We start from the raw sequence: 22,531 nt of genomic DNA on the forward strand, positions 1-22,531 counted from the left end.
TTAGCAAAAGGTCAGACGAAACTGGGGTTGGTGTTGCCATGCGGGTACCTTATAACGAACTCGTTCTGGTTCCGTCAATGAAATTGTCCCGTAGAGATTACAAGGAGTCTCTCCAGCCTCTGCCAGAATTTCTCCCCAAGGAGAGATGATCAGGCTGTGGCCATAGGTTGCTCGGCCATCTTGATGTTCACCACACTGAGCCGCAGCAATCACAAAGCAACTATTTTCAATGGCTCGAGCTCGCAGTAGCGTATGCCAGTGGGCTTTTCCAGTAGGGCGTGTGAAAGCTGCGGGAATGGCTAATAATTGGGCACCAGCCTGACTGAGCGCACGGTACAAATGTGGAAACCGCATGTCATAGCAGATACTCATTCCGTATCCTCCCCAAGGAGTTTGTAGCAGGGCTGCCTCCTTGCCAGCTTCAAAACTCGCTGACTCACGGTAGGATTCCTGATCACTGAGAATGGCATCAAAGAGATGGATTTTATCGTAGCGGGCTCGAATCTTCCCCTGATCATCGATGACAAATCCACGATTCAGCAACCGTCCGTCGCAGGTTGAGTTGCGGAGAATCAGGGAACCGACATGAATCCAGACTCTTGCTTGTACAGCAATATCTAAGCAGCACTTCAGCACAGGATCTTCTTCTTCAGTAACGGCTGTTGCTCGAGCAAGAGGATTTTTCTGCTGCAGCAGGTTGACGGCTTCTGGCAGAACGATCCACTGTGCTCCGTTTTCAACCGCTTCCTGCAAAGCAACTTCCACCTGTTGGCGATTGTATTCGAGGTCAATGCCAGAGGTTAGCTGTACACAAGTAACCTTAAGCTCGCTAGGTGTATTTGTCATGAAAAATTCAACTTTTGTAGTTTGGGAGTGATGATGACTTGGCAATAGGGATTTTCTGGATGCCGACGATAGTAGTTTTGATGATAGTCTTCTGCGGGATAAAAGGAGCCTAAGGGAACGATCTCAGTAACGATTGGCCTTGAGAACTTTGAGGATATTTCCTGTTTTGATTTTATAGCCAGTTCCTGTTGCTCTTCGGAATGATAAAAAATTGCTGAGCGGTATTGGGTGCCAACGTCATTGCCTTGACGATTGAGTGTCGTGGGATCGTGCATCCTCCAGAACCAATCCAAAACCTTGGAATAGCTGACCATCTCTGAATCAAAATCGAGTTGAACAACCTCCACATGTCCTGTCATTCCAGAACAGATTGAGCGATAATCTGGATTGTTGGTATGTCCGCCGGTGTAGCCGCTCACAACGCGGTGGATGCCTTCAATACGCTGGTAGGCTGCTTCCAAACACCAGAAGCAGCCGCCAGCTAGGGTAGCTTTAGTCAACTCCATACCGTCACTCCTTTGTGAAAAATAGATGCTTTCGACACATGGCTGTCAAGATTTGGCGATTCCCTCAATTTAGCAATGGGCAGTGAGAAAGCCGACTTGAAATTGCCCTTTCGACTTGAAGAGTCGTTCGAATTCCGTAGGGATATTTTCCTCATTCAAGGGACTGTTCCAGAGATCTTCCGTCAGAGCGCCGATCTTGTAGTTCGGATGGTTCTGGAGTAGTTCAAGCACCATCCAGAAGTATTCTTGATGATCGGTTTTGAAGCGAATTTCTCCACTTTCTCGAAAGAAAATCAGCAATCGATCCAGGAATTCTCTGGAAAACAGCCGGTGCTTTCGATGAGCCTTCTTGGGCCAGGGGTCTGGAAAGTTTACATGGAGGATGTCCAGACTTTTTTCAGGTAGATATTCTCCGAGCAGTTCCCCCCGATCTTTTACAAGCAGAGCATTGGTCAACTGAGCTTGAGTCAGTTTACGAGCGGCCAGTGTTAGGCGTTTGAAGCGTAACTCAAAGCCGAGGAACGAGTCTTGTGGATGTTGGCTAGCCCAGGCTTGCAAATAACCACCAGAACCACAGCCGATCTCCACATGCACTCGTTCTGAGCGCTCACGCAGAGGCTCCCAATGCTGCTGGATCTGATCCAAGGTGGGGTGAGGTAACAGCAGATCCGGATAGTCGTGCACCTGCTTCAGATAAGGATTGGTGCGGGTCATTCGCTCGTAGACCTGTTCTGGCAATTCCCGATGGTCTCGTATGCGGAATTTTTTTAGTTGCTCTAGATTCATATTTGTATGTTGCAGTTAGAGCAGATTCAATGGCAAACAGATGGGAGCGCACTGCTTCGATTCTCTGATAGTGAGGAAGTTCGCACCTTGGCGCTCTCCGTGACAGAGCTATCCTTATACGAAGGACAGCAACTTTCACCCGATCTGCTGGAACAAATTCAATCTGCTGGCCGATTCCGTGAGATATATAAAAAATCTCTGGACTTGCTTGCCCGACGCGAACACTCGATCGGGGAACTCCGACAAAAATTACGACAGCGTTTTCCTAGATTCAGGGAGGTGGAGCCTGTCTTGTTGCAACTAGAGGAGCAAAAGTTTCTTTGTGATGAACGCTTCTCTCTGAATTTTGTTCGTTCCCGTATGGCCAATCGCTCTTGGGGCGCTTATCGGTTGCGTGCTGAACTACAGCAGCGTGGCGTTGCAGGGCAGTGGATCGAGCAAGCCTTGGCCTCAGAGGTAGATGAATCTGTCTTGAGGGAAAAAGCCGAAGCACTCGTACGAAAGTCCGGATTTCCCACAGATCCTGCAGCGAAAAGAAAGTTGGCTCAAAAACTCTACCAACGAGGTTTCTCACAAGAATTGATCAACCAAGTGCTTTCGCAAGATTCTCTGTGATACGGATTCTCTCATTTGTAAACCTCCGATAGGTCATTTATGTTCCCCAAGCGCATTACCAAGGAAGAGGTTGGTGAGTTGCCTCTAGTTAGCTATTCTGGAAGAATTGAGTTAGTGGCAAATCATGAAAGTCTCAAGGCCTGTCTGCCAGCATTATACGCTGAAAAACTGCTTGGGTTTGATACAGAGACCCGTCCCTCTTTTCGTAAGGGAGTGATGTTCCCGATTGCCCTGCTGCAATTGGCGACCCAGGAAACAGTCTACTTAATTCGCCTGAACCAGCTTGGATTTCCCGAAGAACTGCGTGAACTATTGGCATCACCGGATTCACAGAAAGTTGGGGTAGCCATCCGAGATGACATCAAGAGCCTTCAGCAATTAGGATTGTTTATACCACAGGGCTTCGTTGAACTTAGTCAACTCGCTCGTCAGTTGGGAATTGTCACCTGTGGACTACGAAATCTTGCTGGAATTTTTCTCAATGTGCGAATCTCAAAGAAAGCCCAACTCAGTAACTGGGAGCAGGAAGAACTGACAGAGAGTCAGCAATATTATGCAGCGACTGATGCATGGATCAGCAGGGAAATTTATGGTTTCCTTGACCAAGGTGGCTGGTTACAGAATACCCCAAGCTTTGAATCCTGACATGGAAGTTCAAAAACAATGGCTATTTGCAGCTAGTGCAGACGAGAGTATCTGCCAATCTCTAAGCCGAGAAACAGGCTTGCACCCGCTTGTTGCTGATATCTTGTATCGTCGCGGCTATTGTACACCGGATGAAGTAGGAATCTTTCTGCAACCAGAACTTCGTCAGCTTCGAGATCCATTTTTGCTCCGGCATATGCAGGAAGCAGTTGAGTTGGTGCTGCCTTGTCTGCGAGAGAATCACCGCATTCTGATCTTGGGAGATTATGATGTCGACGGAATCACATCGACAGCGCTGCTACTGAGTTTTTTACGTGACGCAGGATGCAGTCAACTCGACTACTTTATTCCACAGCGATTGCAGCACGGCTATGGTTTGACCTCAGCTAGTGTCGATGTAATCTTGTCGCGTCAACCAGAGTTGGTGATTACTGTTGATAACGGCATTACTGCTCGCAAAGAAGTTCAGGAACTCCAGAATGAGGGTGTTCGTGTTTTAATCACGGACCACCACCTAGCTCTCCCAGATTCTCTCCCAGAGACTGTTACCGTCAATCCCAACCATCCAGCTTGTTCCTATCCGTTTAAAAAAATTTCTGGCTGTGGGGTGGCCTTCAAACTAGTGATGGCTTTGCGCAAAGCCCTACGAGACGTTGTTTGGTGGAATGAAGGACGGCCAGAACCAAATTTAAAGCAGTTGCTTGATTTTGCTGCGCTGGGGACAGTTGCAGATGTGGTCGATCTGCGTGATGAAAATCGTTTGCTTGTCCATGCGGGACTACAATTAATGAACAATCAACCGAGGCCTGCAATCCAAGCGTTAAAGCAGGTCAAAAGAGTTGATGGAGAGATTACCGCCACAACACTAGGATTTAAGTTTGCACCCCTGATGAATGCTGCGGGTCGTCTTTATGATGCTTCATTGGCAGTAGAACTATTGCTGAGTCCAACTCTGGACCAAGCTTTGCCACTCGCCCAGCAACTCAATGACATGAATGAAGAGCGGCGCAACCTAGAACAGGGGATGTTGACCATTGCCTTTGAGCAAGCGGCTCAGCAGGAAGACCAAAAAGGTTTGGTGCTTGCCTCAGGGCAGTTTCATGAGGGAATCAATGGAATTGTTGCTGCACGTTTAGCTGAAAAAACCTTCAAACCAACGATTCTGTTGAGTACTGCCAATCCTGAACGATACACGGGCTCAGGACGGTCAGTGATTCCAGACTTTCACCTCAAGGAAGCGCTGCAGGATTGTGCTGACCAGCTAGTTCGTTTTGGAGGTCATGCGGGTGCTGCAGGGTGTACAGTTGCTCCTGAAAATCTTGAGGCTTTCCGCACTGCTTTTGCAAGAGTTTGTGAAGACTGGTTGCCTAAGCAACTGAGGCCCCAGCTACTGCTGGACGGAAAGCTGCCGCAGCAAGGACCAGATGTGCTTTTGGTAGAGCAAATTCAACAACTTGAACCCTTTGGCGCGGCAAACCCAGAGCCACTCTTTGCGTTACCAATTCCACAAGAGGAATTTCAGTTACTTAAGGAGCATCATGTGAAGTGGATACTTTCTCGCTCTACCGAAGTCATTGGATGGAATTTTGCTGAGCAATTGCAGGGAGTCAAACCACATCAACTAGCGGTGACAGTCGGCTTCAATGAGTTTAGAGGACAGCGAAAAATTCAAATGCTGCTTAAGGAAATCCAAGCATGAATCCAGAGCCAGTGTTGCTTTGACAGCATCCAGTCCAGAGGAGGCCGAGTGTCTTGTAGAACTGCTATCACAGAAGGGATTGGTGGCTTGTGCCAATTTATCCCAAGAGAAATGAAGTCGATCTTCTATTGGCAAGGCAACCTATCACTCAAAAGAACATTCAATGCTTGTGAAAACTACGCAGAGTCACCTTTCAGTCATTCAGCAGCTTCTTGGTGAAAATCACTCCTATGATTTTTCCTGTCTGTTAGCCTTTCCCATTCTGCGGGGCAATCTGGACTTTTTAAATTGGATCAAGGAGGAAACCCATCCTCAGGAGTCGATTGGATGAGTAGTGTTCGGACAAAAAGAATTGTGCTGCTATGGCTGGGCACAACTTTTTTGATTTTGGGAGGAGCAGCTTCTGCTGTGATGAGCTTGGTTGATCCCAAGAGCCATGTGAGTACTCAGATTCAAACAGTCACAATTGAAGAACTTCAATCGATCCCTTTCGGGGTTGATTCTTCAGAAGTATCAGGTGATAACGCAACCCAGGTTGTGGAACCAGCATTGCCCCTACCGCAGGGAGCTGTCCGAGCAGCTCTGCTAGAAGTTGATCAACCCTATTGGGAAGTGATCGATCGACAGCGCTTGGGCATGGTTACTGAGAATTGGCAAACGGTCCTGATTCAGAACCACCACAAGCTGGACTACACGATCATTCCCGAATATGCCCGTGACTGGGAATGGATTCAGGATAGCAGGAAAATCAAGGTTCAGTTTCATACTGAGGTTGATGCAATGAAGGATATTCTGTCACGCAAAAAACTGGGCAAATTTGCAGTACAGATGACCTCTTTACCGGTCACTGATTTTCCAAAAGCATTGGAGTTGTTACAACTGCTGGTGCAGGATGGTCACTATGCCTACATACACCGTACCGAAGACAAGTTTGAGGGAATGGTTTGGTACCGCGTGAGAATCGGGTTTTTCCAAGATGCAGAAGAAGCACAGTTGGTAGGCCAGGAGGTGTTTGAGAAATATTCTAAAGGCGGTGAGTTTACCGGAGATTACTGGGCGGTGGCGCCAACTTCTCGAGAATTGTCCCGTAATTTAATTGATCTTCAACAACCGATTACCAAACCCTGGACTATCGAATTGCCCATCGAGGAGGACTTGACGACAGCGAGCGCTCTGTTACCCAAGTTCATTGAGCACACAGACTTCAGTTACCTATCCCAGCGATTTGATAGAGAAACCAATAAACTGCAATTCCGTATTCGTGTGGGATTTTTTGAGACAACTGGGGAAGCTCGCTCCACTATGTATTCACTGCGTAATCATTATAGCGGCTTCCGAAATGCCCGCATTGTCAAACTTTAGGATGCCAACTCTGCAGACGTTCAGCGAGTAGCGCTGGTTCTAGTTGAAAAGCTGGTCGACGAGTCGGTACCAGCACCTCGTGCTCCAGAAAAGATAACGCACAGATTTCTGAGAAGCAAAAATCTCCGCTTACATAGGACGGCCGAATCTCCAGAACCTTTCCCCCTACCGGCATCCAAAGAGCATTCGTCAATCCTGCTCCATGCGGAGCTACTACGTGAGTCACTCCACTAAAAAGCTGCATCTGCCTTTCGATCGACCAATCTTCCAGCTCGACTATCCTATAACCATAACGATCCAGTACCGGCAGTAACTCCTGCTCATTCTGCAAGTGCCGACGCTTTACACGTCGACGAGAAATATAAATTCGGCTAGTAAAACCAGTGCAGGAATTGCTGCTACTGAGATAATTCTGACGAAGGTACTCTACAGAGCGTGTGATGCCTTGAAGAGATGGCTTATTAGGAATAGTGAGCGAGTCACATTGAAAGATTCTTGGGTTTAAAACCGTCAGCCTGATTCGGAGTTGCTGAAGAAAAGTGATGTAATTTACTGGTAACCACCAAGGCAGTAACCAGTGACTTCCCCTTTGTGTGAGCACTTGGGGAATGAGTTCTGTCCAGAGATGGTAGTAGCTGTGAAAGTGAGGATGGATACCGAGATGAAAGTGCCCTGAGAGTCTTTGTGTTTTTGCAGTGGGATCAGGGATTCTCCCAGAAAGACGCTGGGTAAAGCGGTTGAAATTTTCTCTGTTTGTAGGATTGCTGTGGGGATCGATCAAGTTCCAGCGAAAGTGATTCCCATGGAAGTATAGCCAATCACTGGAGCGGACGAGTCCATCTTGTGCATCAAGGTAAGCCTGCTGAATCTGCATTCAGACATTGTATTGCTGACGATAGTATTCTCGATAAGATCCCGAGGTCACTTGCTCCACCCACGCTTGATTATTGAGATACCAGCGAATGGTTTGTAGGAGTCCCGTTTGGAAATCCAACTCTGGGGACCACTTCAATTCCCGTAGCATCTTCCGTGGATCAATTGCGTAGCGCTGATCGTGGCCTGGTCGGTCTTTGACAAAGGTAACTAGTTTACGGCAGGAATCGTCTCCATTTCGGCCTAGTTCCTTGTCTAACAGATCACAGATAAGATGCACTACATCCAGATTGCACCATTCGTTGGAGCCTCCGATGTTGTAACATTCCCCTGCTCGCCCCTCGTGGAAAACTAGGTTGAGAGCTCGGCAGTGATCCTTGACGTACAACCAGTCCCTGATGTTGCCACCATCGCCATAGACGGGCAAAGAGCGTTCTGCCAGGCAGTTGTGAATCAGTAGTGGAATTAGCTTCTCAGGAAACTGAAATGGACCATAGTTGTTCGAGCAATTGGTCGTGACAACATTCAGTCCGTAGGTATTATGGTATGCTCGAACCAGATGGTCGCTACTGGCTTTACTGGCAGAGTAGGGCGAGTTTGGTGCATAGGGAGTTTCTTCATGAAAAGCGCCCTCTGGGCCGAGTGAGCCAAAGACTTCATCCGTGCTCACATGATGAAACCGTGGGTCAGCGCTATTGCCCCAGTAGGCTCGTGCAGCTTCTAATAAGTGAAAGGTGCCTAAAATATTTGTCTCAATGAAGTCTGCAGGTCCACTAATACTACGGTCAACGTGGGACTCTGCAGCTAGATGAAGAACTCCTTCGATTTTGTTTTCAATGAAGATCTTCTTGACAACATCAGATTGCCGTAAATCTGCATGAAGGAAGTGATAGTTTGAATGCCCCTCAACTTCTTTCAGGTTGAGCAAATTTCCAGCATATGTCAGAGCGTCAAGGTTGAAGACGTGATCTTGTGGGTGATGTTGTAGCCAGTGGAGAACTAGGTTGGAGCCGATGAAGCCGGCCCCACCTGTAATCAAGATTCTCATCAGGTTTCAGAAAGAAATGTGCAAGAGGGATAACGTGGTTGAATGCTCCCCACTGAATGATCGTTGGATCAGGCTGTTTGCCAATGGGGTTGGGTTGATGGCTAGGGTATGCTTAGCTCGATTGTAATCGAAAATACTTGGCGTAGTTTCTTGCTGGGCATTGAACATGTCATCTTGGACACTGCCACCTTGGCCAATCTCATAGAGGCCAAACATCATTCCCCCGAAAACGCCAACAGCAGCTCCACGGGCGATCATGCTGGTAACTTCAGTTGATTTCTGATCTTTCCAAGCCCACAGAGCCAGTCCACTAACAGCGCCAATTCCTCCTCCCCAGAGAGAATCAATGAAAACAATTTCTAGATTTGCTTGAGCATGGGATTGCTGGGGGGCTGCAAAGATGAGAGTGATAGCGCCTACGGTAGCGCAGAGAGTACTTTTAATCCATTTACGAACCATTCAAACCTCCTGTTTGTGGTGAAAAACTCAAAATGTTTTTGCAAGTACTGTTCTAGTTGTTTTTATTCCCACCAGTTCTGACGAGGATTCCTACCCTTGTCCTGATAGGGCGGTAGGCATTCAATAACAGCGCTATCTGTATCGTATTCGACTACGCGATAGTGAGGGCTCTGGTCGACCCTCAGACAGGCCCGATATGCGTCATTCTTGAACTGCTTGGCATCGTGGTAGCCCACACGGGTAGTGCTGTTACATCCTGCCAAAATCCCTAAGGCACAAACCAAGAACAGTGAGCGCATTTCAAACCGGTCTACGAGTCGCAGTCGGACGATGGAGCGAGAGCATTTGCTCTGGGGAGAGATACCTGGCCATATATCCTAAGACCATGGACCAGCTTTTGAGATGAGAATGCAAAATCTTGGCACCATAGCGGTACTGTGTACTGGGATGAACTAAACCGTAGTTTTTGACCAATTCGTTGAGTTCAGGTTTGTTGAGTTGTTCTTCTAATCCATATATTTCAACCAACCTTTGAGTACTGTTGGTACTTTTGTTGTGAAGTAGCCCAAGCAGTTCAGGATCAATTTTCAAATTTAGTTCCTCATAGGTATCAAAGATTAGTTGTCGGACACACATGGCGAGAATGTTCTCATCATCCTGAGGTCTTGACCAAAGAATTTCTAAGCGAACGATAGCATTAAGTGGATCAGCTTCAGGATGTGCCTCTGTTTGAACCTCCATTGTTAACAGATCACCCGGGTGGTAGATCACATCACTACATAAACCAGTGCCTGTATCATGAAATTTGATGAGAATACCTTGATTGTCGGCAGTTACTTCGACAGTCTCTGGGACATCATGAGACATACGGATGATTTCTGTTAGACGTCCATTGATTTCAGGAATCGTAGCGTCACCAGAATCTGGTCGAGCGAAAGAATACATGAGCTTCATTACACAAGAGGATGCCAGAAAATTTAGTGCCTCAGAATCATTGATTCTCCCTCAACTTGCAAGGATCGTGTGTCTTTCTCACATTCCTGCGTTGTGGAAGAACGTCATCCTAGTGTGCTTTCTTGTTGCACGAGATCTTCATGAACAGAAAATAGGATGATTTTTTGAGAGTTTTTCATTCTATCCTGTCAACAATTACAAACAATTTGAAAAGTAAGAATATTGTTTGGCACCTATTAAGATAATGAATTGGGCTCAGCATTGGATATATAAGACAACCAGTACAACGCTGGTCAACATTGCGTTTCTGGAAGACTGTGTCAACCAGCAAATCCCAGTAGATCTAGTCTGTAAATCTGAGAACTGGATCACTGCTTCTGGTGTGCTAGCTACTATCACAAAGCGTCAATATGTCGTTTCGTCAGATCAGACGTTGGCGGAAAACCTTTCACCCAAAGAAAATCCGCTTATTTATTGGCATCTTCTGCAATTGGAAGAGTCCGATCCTGTTATTCCGCTAAAAACTGAGAGAGCAGCGGTGATTGCTGTAAAATCTCATCAGTTATGTGTGCCGAGGAGTAAAATCAGGTGGGGTGGTTCTATTAGTCTAATGTGTGGAGAATTCTTCAGGGACGGACAAGCTGTTGACGTTGATTGGCCTTCAGAAGAGGAGAGAATCTATCGGGAACTTTCTATAGTCTCAGAACCCTACTAACCGACAGCCTTTTGTTTGTTTTTGTTGTGTGACTTTTCATTATTTTGTTCTTTGCTTTCAGAAGAAGATACAGACTGTTCACCGAAAAGTGGATGGCGAGTGTTGTATTTCCCATCAGGAATCACTAACTGCATCCCGATACGTTTTTCCAGATTCAGCAGTATCGGGCCTTGTAAGTTGATGGTAATATTCGATAGTTCCCGAGCCATAGTCAAAATACAACGAACCTCAATCTGATCAGCTGATTCCGCTTCCAATTTCCGAAGGTGATCTTCATTCAGGTTGATGTGATAATCTGAGTAGGCGTAGGTTGGAGCCATGACAACGAAAGCAAGATCTGGCGTGTCCATGGAGTGCAGCCACTGAAAAGGAGACTCTGGCTCTTCATCATTAAGCAGAACGAAATGCCGCTCATTTGAGAAGCCGAGTAGACCACTGGGTAAGGTCAGTACCTGACTATCATCAATTTCGACCTTACCGAACCGGGTGGTTTGCATACTCATGAAGCCTCTTTGATCGCTGGCCTGAAAGTTGGGTAGTTGGGTTTGATTTCTGGAAGTACATTTTGTTAAAACAGGTAATAGCTTTACCGTCCGCGGGCTAGGAGATCTCGCAGATTCTTTAGGGAAACTGGTGATTTCTCTGCAGCACGTTTGTTTTCTTCCTGAATGCGGATGTACACTTCCTCCCGGTGAATGACGTAGTTTCGCGGAGCCTCAATTCCAATCCGGACTTGCTTCCCCTTGATTTCTATGACCTGGATCTTGACATCATCACCGATCGTAATGCTCTCACCCGACTTCCTTGTCAGTATAAGCATCTCGCCTTTCCGTTATTGGGAGTAGGGCGCTCAAAACATTTGATGGCATTTGTATGCGATCCTATGCTGGCAGGGCGCTTGGAATCCAGTTCTGCGAACAATGTAGGCTTATCGCAAAAAATCTGTCAATGATGGCTGAATGAGGCGACTACCGGCGTCTAAAGAAACGCGGTTATTCAGTTCAGCAGTTTTCAGATGCAGGGCAGATTCCGCCAAATCAGCATCGCGAATCTCAGAGAGTCGGCGCTCCTGATCGAAGATCTGAACTTCCTGTTTCTGTTGCGCTTCTTGCAGATCTCGCATCGTGTTTCCTATAAAAGCACGTTGCTTTAGGACCTGCTCCAAGGCCAATTCTAATTCCTGCAATTTTTCTGCAAGAACAGAACCATCATTAGTTTCCAAGGCTCTTTCGAGCGACATCAGCAGGGAGAAAGTGTCTACTTCGATTTCTCCCTCTCCCAACAACAGTTCGTTCGCAGTGACAGTCACTGGAACAGTAATTCCGTCTGCAATCAGAGTCTCTTTCTTTTGAGGACTGCCGATGAAAGAAATGGGTGGGTTAGGTGTAAACATAAACTCCATTCCTTCCGGAAACACTGGGCCCAACTCTGAAATGTCAAAATCTTCAACCTTCTCACTACTGAAATCAAAAGCATCTGGCAGTAGGTTGACCTTGTTCTGTAATTCTCCTCGATCATCAGAGAATTTTAATTTGACCTGGTCGCTCTCCTTCCCAGATGGATTGATCATATCGACCACAGGCCGAAGGCTCAGTTCTGGTCCCCAATTCTGCCCACCATCATCAGAAATTTGGTAGCGTGCCCGACCCCAAGGCCCTGACTCCGTAATCCTCAATACATATGGATTGTTCGAAAAGCCTTCAAATTGAGCCTGAAACTGGGTGACATCAACTAAGTCACGAATGTCACTCTGGACAATCTTTTCAGTTTCAACCTTAGCTGGTTGGAGGATGTGGTTGTGTTTGATTGCAGGAGTTAGTGATTTGATCCCTGAGAAGAGATATAGTTTGCCGGAACGAGCGTTGCCTGCATCGAATAAGGCATCTCGGATATCCTTGATTTCACCTGCTGTTGCATTGCGTGTGTCCTCATTTGCAGAACTGGTCGATTGTGACATGACCAGCGTTTTTGCTTTGTCAAGAAACTCATTGATCTTGATCAACTCAATCTCTGAGCGTTCCAACCAAGAAATGGAATCTGCCAGGTTTGCTAGGCGTTGGTGTTGTTTAGAGATGTTGGTCACGATGTCCTGGGCCATCGTGGCACCAAGTGGGTCATCAGAGGGCTTGTTGATCCGCTGCCCTGTTGCCATCTCTAGTTGCAGATCCTGCAGCTTCTGGGCGTTTCTTTGAATGTTGCCGAGGACTTGATCCCGCTTGATGGTTTCAGTCACACGCATGAGGCGATTCTCTAACTATGAAATGAGTGCGGCTTACATGCGCACAAGAGTTTCCATCATTTGGTCGACAGTACCTACGAAACGTGCGGATGCCTCATAAGCTTTTTGATACTGCATCATCTTGGCTAGTTCTTCGTCCATGTTGACTCCGCTGATTGAGCTGCGGATCTGACTGAACTGATTCACTAAGCTATCTTGTTGAGCTTTTTCTGTCTGGTTACGTTGTATCCTAAGACCAAGGTCAGCAAGAATCGTGTTGTAGAATTCATCGAAGGTCATCGTGTCGTTGCGCATGTGTGGATCAGTCTGCAACTTGGCAATGTCTAGTGCTACTCGATTATCACCAGGATAGAGATCACGGCCTGTGGAAATCGTGTTTGGATCCAGCATGATTCGGTCACTCAACCTAAGGTCTTCGGCGCCTTTGAGTGTTTCAAAAAAACTATTGAAGCCCAGCACTTGGGTCAAATCGGTTTTGTCATCACCAAAGATGAATTTGTAGTCTGTGCCCGTCTGAATGAACATCGAGCCATCTTCTTCAACAGAGGCGTAGAGTAATTCTGGGGCGTTTACGGTCTGATTGATCCGCTGTACAATATCATTTAGTGTATCCTGACCAGCTTGGATCTCAATTTCGTAAGTTTCTACGAATTCATTCTCACGATCGACCAAGTGTAATTGGAAGATGCCATCTTTTAGAAAAGGCAATGGCTGAAGTCTCGCCTCTGCATTTAAGCCGTAGGCGCTTTTCATCATATTGCTGGCAGACTTCAGACCTGTTCCGGTAGCATGCAATTGGTTGATTTTGCTAGTTAGGCCAAAAGCTAAATCATTCAAATCATCCATGTACTTGACAATGGTTTTGTCTCGAACCTCTGTCAATTCTTGCATTTCACCAGCCCGGAAAATCTCGGTGATGTCACGTCGGGATTCTCGAGAAAGCTTCCCCTCCACACGGTACATGCCAATCTCACCACCCTTCAGTGATGCTACCAACTCATTCGCTTTATTACCCTGGACCAGTGTCCAGTCTCTACCAATGAAGACTGTCAACATTCCATCTTTGCCTTCTACCCAGTTGAGATCGACTAGCTTCGAAAGACTCTCCAGTGTTCGGTCTCGCTCATCTCGGGCGTCGTTAGCGTGGCGACCTCCACCAGCTTCGTAGGAAAAGATTTGGCGATTTAGCTCCTGAAGTTTTCTGGCGTGCTCATTGATAGTTTCGACGGTGGCCCCAATTCGAGAATTAGTTTCGTTACGTAGGCTACGAAGTTGAGCGTTGGTGTCTCGAAATCGAGTTGCTAGTCGGTCCCCCATGTCTCTTGCTTTTGCCCGAGCAGAGTCAGATTCTGGATGATTGGCGAGCTGTGCCCAAGAATCCCAGAAATCATTCATTGAACGACGAAGACCATTGTTGTTCATTTCATCAAAGATGACTTCCAACTTCGTTAGAGCATCTTCGCGAACTCCATAACGGCCTGACCGCGGTGACTCTTGTAGAATTTTGCGCTGGAGAAACTGATCGTATACACGTTTAGTGGGGAGTGCTTCAGCGCCTGCGCCAAGTCCTGTAGGATCAGCTTGTGCGGCTCGAGTACTGACTTCCTGACGTGAAAAGCCCTCTGTATTCTGATTGGCAATGTTGTGGCCAGCAGTCGATACACCTCTTTGTTGTGCAGAGAGGGAACGGCTGCCCATATTCAGGGCGTGGGTCAGGGACATAATAGTCTGCTGGGGGTCGTTTTTAGACAGAGGTTCGAGGAACTTTGCCACCAGAATGCTGCAATTCTCCAGAACCAGAGTAGGTCGCTTGCTGTCGACCGGAGCCTTCTGTCAGAAATCGCATAGAGGCTTCCACAGATTTTAATCTGGCCGAGGATTCTAAACTGTTGCGTTCGGCTAAGATGCGTATCTCTGATAAGATGTTTTGCAACTCATCAAAACAATATTGCAAAGCTTTAGCCGGATCAGTGGGTGCCAGTTGAATGATCACACTGAGGGTGAATGGGCTGGGTTGCTGCGGCCAGAGCTGAGGGAATTGGTCAACCAGAGAAATCCGCTTTTCTTCCTGCCGAATCACCTGTTCAACAATCTTGTCCTTCACTCTCTGAATCCTGAGCAACTCATTTCCACTGAGAACACCAAACCCACTGGCTTCCTCCTGCAGTTGTTCCCAAAGTGCTTGGTGCAACTCAATCTCTGTTTTCAGGATGTCCTGCAGAGAAACTAGCGCATTTTTTTGGGAACTGACTTTAGTGGTCAGGAGAGTTCCTCGTTGAGTGCTTCTGTCAACATCTTGTCGGCTAGCCGGGCTGTGTCGACTTTATATTCACCGTTGCGCAGCTGATCACGGAGACTGGCAACCTTATCCATTCGAATCTCTGGCTCAGCAGCAATGCGTTGCTTGAGCTTGTCGATTGTGAAGGATGAGGTTTTAACAAAGTTGTCCTTGCGTAACTGCTGGTCACGCCGAGCAGCTTCCTGACCCTCTGTTCGGAGTCCACCGCGTGCATCCTGCAAAAGGGGTTGCGGCTGGTTTGTTACCTTCATGGGCACCTCGTCGGGCTAAGATGATCGTGATCAACTTGAAGAGGTTGTCACGATAGTGTGATTACAAACAAAGAAAAATTGGATTTCTCGCTGAGGGATCAATCCAAAAACTTGCTTACTCAACATATCGGCAGTTTTGCCAGAAACTTGAGTGAATTTTCAGAATTTTTTTGCTGGGGGCTTTAATTGGCGCAATAGTGCTTCTGCCAAAGATCCTTCAGACTGAGCCATCGATTGTGCGTACTGTTCATCCAACATAGAGCGGAAGATTTTTTCACCATTGGACTCCGGCAGCAAGTCCGACTTGAATCCAGCTTCTCGCATGGTTTTGAGCATCTGCTGAGTGAGTAGTGCCTCGAAGTCCTCTGCAGCTTTGCGCAGCCGGACATCATCATTGTTCAGTTTGCTCGTCTCTTCTGTTTGCATGGTGCGCTGCATCAAAGGCATCAGCGCAGGATTGAGCTTCATGGTTTCCTTACTGAATGATGAGTTCTGCGTGCAAGGCACCGGCTGCTTTAACAGCCTTGAGCATCTCGATCAGATCTTTACTGGAGGCTCCAATTTTGTTGAAGCCATCCACAATTTCTTTCAAGTCTGCTCCTCCCTTGAACATGAAGACTCCCGACTCAATGGTATTTCCCTCTGGGTTGGCTTCAGGGTCAGCAGCAGGGGTTTTGACCTGAATGCTCAGTCCACCCTGAGAGATTGCGATTGGTGAAATTCGTACCTGACCACCCATGACCACGGTGCCGGAGCGTTCATCAAGTACTACCTGTGCCACACTGTCTGGAGTAATCTCCATATTTTCTATACGGGAAATCAACTCGACAGTCTGTCCAAGATAACTATCTGGTACAAGAATCTCGACAGTACCTGCGTCTTTTGCTCTTGCAGTGCGATACCCCAAATTCTGGTCAATAAGCTTTGCGAGCCGGAACGCTGTAGTAAAATCTGGAGATTTGAGGTTTAGGAATAGCCGAGCCCGACTATTCAGATTTAAATTAATCTCTCGTTCAACCAAAGCCCCACCTGGAATTGCTCCAACAGAAGCAACCATGCGGGCTCCCACCGGTAACCCAGCTAGTTCCTCCGGAGGCAAGGCTTCCGCACGACTGACACCTTGTGGGATACCGGAGATCGGGCCTTGAGCTACCGCATAGACCAAGCGATCTGGACCTCTTAGCGGTGCCATCAGCAAGACACCACCACGTAGAGATACTGCATCTCCAATGGTAGCTGCTGTCACATCCAGACGTTGGCCAGATTTGGAGAATGCAGGCAGCGTGGCCGTCAACCAGACTGCGGCAATGCTCTGACCATTGATGTCTTCACTAGCTAGACTAATTCCAACTCGCTCCAAGGCGTTAACGATTGGCTTACGTGAGAGTAAGCTCCCTGGACTGTCTCCAGTGCCATCTAGACCCACAACGAGCCCAAAGCCGATCAGTTGGTTATCACGGGCACCACGCAGATTTGCGATGTCTTTGACTCGCACTCCCCAGGCTGGTGAGGCTATGGTTAGGAAAAGTCCCCAGATCAGTAGTAGCCGAAATCCCTTACGAAACATGATTGCCTTTTGCAAGTAAACTCGCTGTGTGCTGCCAGAGTGGGTAGCACCAGATTCAAGTTCGGTGCCAGTCAATTGGCCTGTTTCCAGCCGTCTAGTTCTCTTTGATGGCTTTATTGCGGTAGAATTGCAGATCCCCTGCTTCAGTGCCCACGATTAAGTCCAGATCTCCATCGGAGTCGTAGTCAACAAAAACTGGTACACCCCCAACAGGCATGCTCAGCTTGGCGAGGGGTCCATCATTCAGTTTCCACCCCCATGGGGTATCTTGGGTAGCATCTGCGGGACGAAATTCGATCAGTCGGCCTCCATCAGAACCGACAACCAACTCATTTTGTTGATCATTGTTAAAGTCAGCAAAGACTGGTACGGCACCCAGCCCAACGTCTAGATCAAGAAATCGTCTATGGTAGAGCCGGAATCGAAAACCTGTACCATTGGCTTCTTGAAGATACAGTCGCATATTGCCGCCGAAGTTGCCAAGGAGTAAATCAGCCCGACCGTCCTGATTGACATCATAGATGGCAGGGATCGAATTACGTCCGCTGGTCACACCATTCATAGGTCGTGGATCTCGGAAAAATTCTGGGAATTCCGGAGTGCCACGGTTTTCCCAGAATAGCACGCTACCGCTTTCATTGCCGACCAAGAGGTCTTTGTCACCGTCACTGTCTACGTCAGCAAAGAAGGGAGCTGCATTAGCTCCACCACTATACTTCAGAAAGTTCTCATCTATTAAATTCCAGCGATCCGATCCATTTTCTGGGTCATTTTGGAAACTTCTTAACTCTCCTCTACGGTTCCCAACGATCAGATCTAAGTCTCCATCTCCATCCAAATCCAATAATGCTGGTACAGCACGATTCCCAAAGTTTTGCCCTGCGAATCTCTGACTCACAAGTTCATAAATGGGCTCACGAGGTAAGATTGGAGTTGGTGGAGAAACTACCTGAATTGTTGGTTCTGGGGGTAGATCAGCGAAATCCTGGCCTTCTACAATTCTTGGTTGCTCCAAGGTGTTTGCCGTCATCACTGGTTCTGGTGGAGCGATGTCTGTAGGTTGCTGCTTACCAATAAACAACCAACTCAGCAGATGTCCATCTTCATCTCCAACTAGTAAATCCTGCTGTTGGTCGCCGTTCAGATCAACCAAGAAGGGTGCACTACTCCCCGCAGTTTCGAGGTCTTGCCAAATCTGAGCTTGTTGCTGCCAACCAAGGCTGACGGGATAGTTGGGTTGTGGTTGGTGAGTCAACAGTTGCAGCGTGCCACTGCTTTCGCCAATCAGTAAATCAGCATTCTCATCGTCATCCCACTGAAAAATTGCAGGGACTGCGTTACCGGAGGAAGACTGCGCATTCGCAAACCGAGCACTTTCCAATACAAAATTTGCCTTTTCAGAACTCCCCTGATTTTCAAAGTAGATCAGAAAGCCTTGGCTGTTGCCCATCAGGAGATCTAAGTCAGAATCCCCATCCAGATCACGAATCAAGGGTGTGCTGCGACTGCCAATATCAATTTTTGCAAAACGGACTTCAGCCATCTGCCAGTCTGGGCTTTCCTTGCTACCTTCATTACGCAACATGTCCAAGGTACCATCCTCACGGCCCACGAGAATATCAAGGTCTCCATCTCCATCAAGATCAGCGAGGGAAGGTGCACTGAAACTACGACCGTTCGGTGCAAGCGGAGGGACTTCCACTCTAGACCAATCAGGATCCTCAGTTCCTCCTTGATTAACGTAGGCATAGAGCGCGCCAGAGCGGCTGCCCAAGAGTAGATCTGGATCTCCGTCTCCATCCCAGTCACCAGCGGTGACCAAGGTGTGTCGATCCTTGGGGAGCAGTTCGCCAATATTGAAGAAATTGTCGGTGACGGGCCAGTAACGATTCCGGCTACGTGCTTCTCGAGAAATGGGTGGCTCAGCTGTCTCTGTTGTTGTCTCCTCATCATTGACCACAGGTGCGTTGACCTGCATTGTGTACATGTTGCCTGGGGCTGCAGCATTGCTGGATGCCTGAGGATCAGGCACTACGTCCGGCCCAATTTCTGTTGACAGAAAGCTTGGACTTGGACGCAGGCTGCGTTCAACAATTTCCTCAAGTGTGGTTACTTCTAAGGGGAGTCCAAATCCTTCTAGCAGCGGCGGGAGGCAGTTTGGAAAAACATCAATTTGAGCGCAGGCTTCTTCCATCAAGGCCAGCGGTGCTTTCCTTGGATCGAGGTTGACTCTTCGCAAAGCCGCTACTTGCTTAAGTCCAGTAGTGATTGGATCTCGATTTTCGTAGTAAAGAATGCGAGAGGTGCGAGTGCCAATCAGTAGCTCGGGATAACCATCTCTATTGACATCGAAGAAGCGAGGAGCAGCGAATCCACCAGTGTTGATGAAGAGGAAGCGACTAGATTCTAATTCCCATTCGGGCTGAAGCTTAGTACCTCGATTTAGGTAGAAATCAATGCGCCCTCTGGACTTGCCTACTAGAATATCTTGGTCCCCATCACCTTCCCAGTCCACGAAAGTTGGGGTTGCATCCACTTCTGGAGCAATATTACCGATCAGTTGTGTCCTAGCTTTTTCACAACCCTTGATCCGAGAACGTTGAGAAGTCACATCTGGGCAGAAGAGTGCGCGGGTAGTAACTCCTTGATTGTAAAAAAGTTTTGTGTCTCCTTGCTGATTTCCGAGCAGCAAGTCTGCTGCTCGGTCTGCGTTGACATCACTGAAGTTAGGGACACTGTTGCCATTGACCTGAATGTTCATGTAGGCTGGAGTGACCAGTTCCAGCACAGGTAGTAGGGCGTTACCCCGATTTTGGTAGAAGAAGATGGTGCCGTCCCCAGAGCCAACAAACAAATCAAGGTCGCCGTCATCATCAATATCAAACCAGGTAGGCGCTGCATTGGAGCCAACATCAATCACACGCTTAACGCGAACCTTGCGGCTATTTTGAACATCTTCCTGAAACGCGCTGAAATCCTCAGTTTCTAGACGGAATTGGTTGTCACCTGGATTACGAAACAGAGCGATTCGGCCATCACTTTTCCCAACGAAAAGATCTTCATCTCCATCACCATCAAAATCTGCAAAGCTTAGGATGCTACGTTCAAATCCACGTGTGTAGAGTAATTGCTCTTGTCCATTCAATTTGCCGTAGTATTGACGTTGCCATTGGTAGATAGGGGCATTGTCTTCTGCAGCAGGAAGAGTGTTCGCCCCGCTTAGGCCCAAAATTCCCAGTAGGGCAGTGGTCCAGCATTGGCGGAAAGAAAGGCGGCGTTGCATAAGATGAAACGGTAAGTGGGGGTTGTTTGGTGGGGGCAGTGTTGCAAGACCTACGCCCGTTATCGGCGCTTTTTACAGGTCAATTTTTGATATGGATGCGGGTTGTTTCAGCTGTGATGGCTACGGGCAAGTCAGGCGGCCACGGAACGCTTTTCCGTCGAAGAGAGCAACCTTAGCTTGTTGGGGTAATGCGACCATCAGGTCCAACCTTCCATTACCATCAACGTTTTCAATGATTATGTCTCCGGGAGTGTCTCCCTGCAGATGGTGGGTTGCGGCAAATAATTCCGGACTTTTGTAGGCCCCAGTTCCACGAGCAGAAATGCCATTGCTGAGGACCAGTGCCATGTCTCCGGAGAGCGTCGTGACCGAAGTGAACACAACAACAAAGCGGTTGCTGATTACGAAATCAAGAACTCCATCCTCATTGAAATCAGCTACGTCAAAAGATGAGGGACCGCGTCCAGCCGGCAGGTCAAACTGGTTTCCAAAATTTCCAGACCCATCACCATACCAAATCCGAAGAACTTCTGCACTACGACTACTAACTGCCAGATCCTGTCTGCCATCACAGTCGAAATCAGCTACCTCCAATTGTTGAGGAGAACTGGGTGTATCTAAATCTGTAGCTTTTTCGAAGGTTCCATCTCCCTTGCCCCTCCATAGTTGGAGGAGGTTTTCACCGACAGAGAGGGAAGCCAGATCGGCTACATTATCTCCATTCCAGTCGCCCTGTACTAATTGCTGAGGAAAGTCGGCAGTGTCCAAAGAAGAAGCTGTCGTGAAATTGTCATAACCGTTGTTGAGCAGTATCGAGATAGAATCTGTCCCACGATTGGCAACGGCAATATCTTTTCGCCCATCATTGTTCCAATCTCCGGCTTGCAGAGAGATGGGTGTTAATTCAACGAATTCAGTATGGTTGTCATCCAACCAATTTGGGCCCTTGAGCAGTTGCAGATAGACACTTTCAGATTGGGTCAGCATTAAGTCATTGTGGCCATCAAGGTCAAAATCTTCGATGACGAAAGACTGGTGCCAGTGGGGTTCGTTTGGGATCCAAGACGGCAGGTCGTCAGCTTGCAGCCATTCACTGGATTGAGGTTGCAGGGTAAAGGCTTGAATCCTCCCATCATCTGTGGTGCCCGAACCCTCGCTGCGTTGTGGGACAGGAACGAGTAGCTCAATATCTCCATCATTGTCCCAATCGCTCCGAATCAGCTGAGCAGAACCAACCGGGAGAGATTGTTCTCTGGGTGCAGAAAATTGATCATTCATCACTGTTGAGGGAGGAGCGTCCTCTTCAATAAGATGATCACCAGAGCGACAGGCGAGTAGGCTCAGCAAACAGAGAAAGGACAGCGCATGGAGGAGTTTCATTCTTGCAGCAAACCTTTGAAAAAAAGCCCATAGTCTTCGGGCAGATAGTCTTGAATCATACCGAAGTAGCGATCCCAAGGAGGTAGGGGCAACCGTTCACGGCTCTGGTAGTAGAGAGCGGTCTCGGAGTTATTCCAATTCTCTTCGAGGAAATACTTGAGTGGGGAGGTCTCTCCAAGACCTTCGAACACGATCACGGGTGAATTATTTCCTCGACAGTAGTTCTCGTAGTGTTCCAGCAGGCGGTTGCCCAAGCCCTGTTGCAGGTAGTCTTCCAGCACTCGAGTGGCCTGAAAATCAATCTTGATCCAATCTGCCAAGTCAATCAGCCCGTTGTGAACATCCTGATTCATCTTGTTTGAATCATCCAATGCCAGCCGAATGCCCAGATCCTGAGAGAGGTTACGAATTGTTGGTAGATAGTCCGGAGTGATCAATTCGTTGACCTCAAAATAGAACATGCTCTGATATTCGGGAAAGAGCTGGAGCAGGTTCTTCAGTGCCCGTGGATAGTTAAGATAATCTGCATCCACATTTTGGGTGAACATCAGCGCTGGCATGGGCTGATTATCCATCTTCATCTGTCGACGTAAGAGCCGGATGGTTAGAAACGTGGCAATCAGCGAAGAGAAGCGCAATAGCACTGAGGGAATCTCTAGTTCCTTGCATTGCTTGACAATCTTGCCAAAGCTCTGTCCAGAACGATCCATGGCTAACAATTCGAATCCCTTGGTTGGGGACTGGGGAGATTTCGGGGCCAGAGCGTCGATCGACTCGGCTTTGATTGCTAGCCATTTTAGATATTGTCGAGCCCGTTCACTCAGAGAACTCCATTCTTCTGCCAGCAGTGTCCCCAATAGTTCTGCAACCACATCTGGAAAGCATGGGAAGGGCAGTGAAGGTGGCAAGGGAGTCACCACACTACAGGCAAGATGCTCGGGTTCCACTGCCTGCCAAGCGGTTTCAGACCAGAATCCATCGGAGATTTGGTTCATGAAGGAAAT

24 protein-coding genes are annotated in these 22,531 nt (G+C 47.8%); 5 read left to right on the plus strand and 19 right to left on the minus strand.

Going from position 1 to position 22,531, the window contains the following annotated elements; all coding sequences use genetic code 11:
* From P8O70_12155 to trmB, 3 genes are all read right to left on the minus strand, one after another.
* Positions 1–846, minus strand: a complete 846-nt coding sequence (locus P8O70_12155) for a carbon-nitrogen hydrolase family protein (GenBank protein MDG2197611.1) — start codon at positions 844–846, stop codon at positions 1–3.
* Positions 843–1,346 carry a peptide-methionine (S)-S-oxide reductase MsrA gene (gene msrA, locus P8O70_12160; protein MDG2197612.1) on the minus strand — a complete coding sequence of 168 codons (504 nt, stop codon included), beginning with the start codon at positions 1,344–1,346 and terminating at the stop codon, positions 843–845. The genes P8O70_12155 and msrA overlap by 4 nt, the downstream gene beginning before the upstream one ends.
* 75 nt (positions 1,347–1,421) lie before the next feature.
* Entirely contained in the window at positions 1,422–2,138 is a 717-nt protein-coding gene (gene trmB, locus P8O70_12165) for a tRNA (guanosine(46)-N7)-methyltransferase TrmB (GenBank protein ID MDG2197613.1), read from the minus strand.
* A 6-nt stretch (positions 2,139–2,144) separates the two neighbouring features.
* Here trmB and P8O70_12170 point away from each other — a divergent pair, with 6 nt between their 5' ends.
* From P8O70_12170 to P8O70_12185, 4 genes are all read left to right on the plus strand, one after another.
* The gene (locus P8O70_12170) at positions 2,145–2,753 is read left to right on the plus strand and encodes a regulatory protein RecX (protein ID MDG2197614.1); all 609 of its coding nucleotides are present in this window, start codon (positions 2,145–2,147) and stop codon (positions 2,751–2,753) included.
* Between the two features lie 39 nt (positions 2,754–2,792).
* Positions 2,793–3,398, plus strand: a complete 606-nt coding sequence (locus P8O70_12175; protein ID MDG2197615.1) for a 3'-5' exonuclease domain-containing protein 2 — start codon at positions 2,793–2,795, stop codon at positions 3,396–3,398.
* A complete protein-coding gene (gene recJ, locus P8O70_12180) occupies positions 3,343–5,097 on the plus strand; it encodes a single-stranded-DNA-specific exonuclease RecJ (protein MDG2197616.1) in 1,755 nt (584 codons plus the stop codon). Before P8O70_12175 ends, recJ begins: the two co-directional genes overlap by 56 nt.
* Positions 5,098–5,424: 327 nt before the next feature.
* Positions 5,425–6,459, plus strand: coding sequence for an SPOR domain-containing protein (locus tag P8O70_12185; GenBank protein ID MDG2197617.1), 1,035 nt, complete (start codon positions 5,425–5,427; stop codon positions 6,457–6,459).
* Here the strand turns inward: P8O70_12185 and P8O70_12190 are convergent.
* The 5 genes from P8O70_12190 to P8O70_12210 form a co-directional block, all read right to left on the minus strand.
* Positions 6,449–7,333, minus strand: a complete 885-nt coding sequence (locus P8O70_12190; GenBank protein ID MDG2197618.1) for a glycosyltransferase family 61 protein — start codon at positions 7,331–7,333, stop codon at positions 6,449–6,451. The two genes, P8O70_12185 and P8O70_12190, sit on opposite strands and share 11 nt — an antisense overlap.
* Entirely contained in the window at positions 7,334–8,380 is a 1,047-nt protein-coding gene (rfbB, locus tag P8O70_12195; GenBank protein ID MDG2197619.1) for a dTDP-glucose 4,6-dehydratase, read from the minus strand.
* A gap of 6 nt (positions 8,381–8,386) precedes the next feature.
* Entirely contained in the window at positions 8,387–8,839 is a 453-nt protein-coding gene (locus P8O70_12200; GenBank protein ID MDG2197620.1) for a hypothetical protein, read from the minus strand.
* A gap of 62 nt (positions 8,840–8,901) precedes the next feature.
* Positions 8,902–9,138, minus strand: a complete 237-nt coding sequence (locus tag P8O70_12205) for a hypothetical protein (GenBank protein MDG2197621.1) — start codon at positions 9,136–9,138, stop codon at positions 8,902–8,904.
* A gap of 1 nt (position 9,139) precedes the next feature.
* A complete protein-coding gene (locus P8O70_12210) occupies positions 9,140–9,784 on the minus strand; it encodes a hypothetical protein (GenBank protein MDG2197622.1) in 645 nt (214 codons plus the stop codon).
* Between the two features lie 253 nt (positions 9,785–10,037).
* Between P8O70_12210 and P8O70_12215 the strand changes: the two genes are divergently transcribed.
* Positions 10,038–10,508, plus strand: coding sequence for a hypothetical protein (locus P8O70_12215; protein ID MDG2197623.1), 471 nt, complete (start codon positions 10,038–10,040; stop codon positions 10,506–10,508).
* Here P8O70_12215 and fliW read toward each other — a convergent pair.
* From fliW to P8O70_12270, 11 genes are all read right to left on the minus strand, one after another.
* Complete coding sequence (fliW, locus tag P8O70_12220; GenBank protein ID MDG2197624.1) at positions 10,505–11,011, minus strand: flagellar assembly protein FliW; 507 nt, start codon at positions 11,009–11,011, stop codon at positions 10,505–10,507. The two genes, P8O70_12215 and fliW, sit on opposite strands and share 4 nt — an antisense overlap.
* An 83-nt stretch (positions 11,012–11,094) precedes the next feature.
* Positions 11,095–11,328 (minus strand): carbon storage regulator CsrA, encoded by a 234-nt coding sequence (csrA, locus tag P8O70_12225; GenBank protein ID MDG2197625.1) that lies wholly within the window; start codon positions 11,326–11,328, stop codon positions 11,095–11,097.
* A 108-nt stretch (positions 11,329–11,436) separates the two neighbouring features.
* Entirely contained in the window at positions 11,437–12,747 is a 1,311-nt protein-coding gene (locus P8O70_12230) for a hypothetical protein (GenBank protein ID MDG2197626.1), read from the minus strand.
* Between the two features lie 33 nt (positions 12,748–12,780).
* Entirely contained in the window at positions 12,781–14,469 is a 1,689-nt protein-coding gene (flgK, locus tag P8O70_12235; GenBank protein ID MDG2197627.1) for a flagellar hook-associated protein FlgK, read from the minus strand.
* Positions 14,470–14,491: 22 nt separating this feature from the next.
* Positions 14,492–14,959: a flagellar export chaperone FlgN gene (gene flgN, locus P8O70_12240; protein MDG2197628.1), complete on the minus strand. Its 468-nt coding sequence runs from the start codon at positions 14,957–14,959 to the stop codon at positions 14,492–14,494.
* Positions 14,960–15,006: 47 nt separating this feature from the next.
* Positions 15,007–15,297 (minus strand): flagellar biosynthesis anti-sigma factor FlgM, encoded by a 291-nt coding sequence (gene flgM, locus P8O70_12245; GenBank protein MDG2197629.1) that lies wholly within the window; start codon positions 15,295–15,297, stop codon positions 15,007–15,009.
* A gap of 159 nt (positions 15,298–15,456) precedes the next feature.
* Positions 15,457–15,765, minus strand: a complete 309-nt coding sequence (locus P8O70_12250; protein ID MDG2197630.1) for a rod-binding protein — start codon at positions 15,763–15,765, stop codon at positions 15,457–15,459.
* 7 nt (positions 15,766–15,772) lie between these two features.
* Complete coding sequence (locus P8O70_12255) at positions 15,773–16,939, minus strand: flagellar basal body P-ring protein FlgI (GenBank protein MDG2197631.1); 1,167 nt, start codon at positions 16,937–16,939, stop codon at positions 15,773–15,775.
* Between the two features lie 19 nt (positions 16,940–16,958).
* Positions 16,959–20,147 carry an FG-GAP-like repeat-containing protein gene (locus P8O70_12260; protein ID MDG2197632.1) on the minus strand — a complete coding sequence of 1,063 codons (3,189 nt, stop codon included), beginning with the start codon at positions 20,145–20,147 and terminating at the stop codon, positions 16,959–16,961.
* 120 nt (positions 20,148–20,267) lie between these two features.
* Complete coding sequence (locus P8O70_12265; protein ID MDG2197633.1) at positions 20,268–21,527, minus strand: VCBS repeat-containing protein; 1,260 nt, start codon at positions 21,525–21,527, stop codon at positions 20,268–20,270.
* A complete protein-coding gene (locus P8O70_12270) occupies positions 21,524–22,522 on the minus strand; it encodes a hypothetical protein (GenBank protein MDG2197634.1) in 999 nt (332 codons plus the stop codon). Before P8O70_12270 ends, P8O70_12265 begins: the two co-directional genes overlap by 4 nt.
* Positions 22,523–22,531: the final 9 nt, after the last annotated feature.

This window comes from SAR324 cluster bacterium (assembly GCA_029245725.1).
GTDB lineage: Bacteria > SAR324 > SAR324 > SAR324 > NAC60-12 > JCVI-SCAAA005.